The 1,282-nt window shown below is 52.1% G+C and carries 2 protein-coding genes, 1 tRNA gene, 1 other RNA gene and 1 pseudogene; all 5 read left to right on the top strand.

Features of this window, described 5'->3' with window-relative positions:
* A pseudogene (locus tag ACQRA4_RS13780) lies at positions 1–237 on the top strand (hypothetical protein); the annotation flags it as partial.
* Positions 238–296: 59 nt separating this feature from the next.
* Positions 297–372 (top strand) — tRNA-Glu (locus ACQRA4_RS13785).
* A gap of 194 nt (positions 373–566) precedes the next feature.
* Positions 567–704, top strand: a complete 138-nt coding sequence (locus ACQRA4_RS13790) for a hypothetical protein (protein ID WP_427823622.1) — start codon at positions 567–569, stop codon at positions 702–704.
* 34 nt (positions 705–738) lie between these two features.
* Positions 739–803: hammerhead ribozyme type II (locus ACQRA4_RS13795), an RNA gene on the top strand.
* Positions 804–812: 9 nt separating this feature from the next.
* The gene (locus tag ACQRA4_RS13800) at positions 813–1,040 is read left to right on the top strand and encodes a hypothetical protein (RefSeq protein WP_427823623.1); all 228 of its coding nucleotides are present in this window, start codon (positions 813–815) and stop codon (positions 1,038–1,040) included.
* Positions 1,041–1,282 lie beyond the last annotated feature (242 nt).

Consider the following 1,282-nt stretch of genomic DNA (forward strand, 5'->3'; position numbering starts at 1 on the left):
TCCGATTTTTATGTATGTTATGCCGAGGTTGTGGGGAGTCAACGCTTGCAACAAGGGAAACAAAATACCTTCAAAATAGAACAGAATAATGCCTTGCAGCGTCACTGGCTTGGGCGATTCGGACGCCGAACTCAAATTGTTACTCGTTCCCTGGATATGTTGAATAAATCTCCGGCGTTATTTCAACGATTTCGAGTTAACGGCAATATTGAAGAACTTTTATCATTATTAAAGTGACTGTTTTCTTGCGGCAACCACTTGACAAAGCATACTGTTCGCATTATGGTCACGACGTTGTCACCATCGTCTATCCGGTTAGGACGGCGGCCTCTCAAGCCGCTAAGACGGGTTCAAATCCCGTTGGTGACGCCAGGCAATCAGAAGGTGTAGGGTTTCGCTTCACGCGAGATTCTGCACCTTTTTTTTTCCGCTTGACTTCCCCACCGCCTTAAAACTCTCGTCCCGTATAGCTTCCCTCCGACAAGTGATACCCTCCCCCGTTTTGTCGGGAGGATGATACGCCAAACGGCGTTTTGGGGAAATACCCGTAACCAGGGAGGCATGCTATGGATAAGGATTTTCTGAATTTCGCTGCTACGGACGCTTTCCTTCAGGCGGAAGACGGCTTCGCCGTCCCTGTCGATCCCGACCTGGCGGATGCTCTGGGCGCGCTCCCCGGAGAGATGCCGGAATCTGAGGCATAAGGGAGATGCCATCGTGGCGGCAATGGATATTGCGTAGCGAAACCGCCCTGCGGGGCGGTCGTCCGGTGGTGGCGCGCCGGGCCTGATGAGCAGCCAAAGGAGGCAAACATGAAGAGGCATCAGGAAAACAATATGTTGCTGCTGGACGACATTTACGAATCCAGGGATCCGGCGGTGAAAAGCTACATCATGCAGGTCATGGAAGAGGAAATGGACAAGGCACAGGAACGCGCCGTCGTCCGTGTGGCCCAGAAGTTCAGGCACCTGCTTTCTCCCCAGATGCAGCAGACCCTGGCCGCGCAGTATCCGGTAACGGCGCTGGCGGCCTCGGCCTGAGAACGGGATAGAGCGACAACGGAAAAGCACAGAAATGCTGAGGCAACGGAACATATGAACTAGGCACAGGACTCATTAATTGCCAAGAGGTAAAGAAGCGCGTAAGTTGCTGCCACGGAGGGCACAATGAGAGAGCTTTTTTACCTTTCCAATAAGCAAATTGAACGCATCAGACCGTTTTTTCCCGTTCGCATGGCATTCCGAGAACTGATGATGTGAGGGTAGTCAGCGGCATCATATAT

This window comes from Desulfovibrio sp. SGI.169, from assembly GCF_050313595.1.
In the GTDB taxonomy this organism is placed as follows: Bacteria; Desulfobacterota; Desulfovibrionia; order Desulfovibrionales; family Desulfovibrionaceae; genus Desulfovibrio.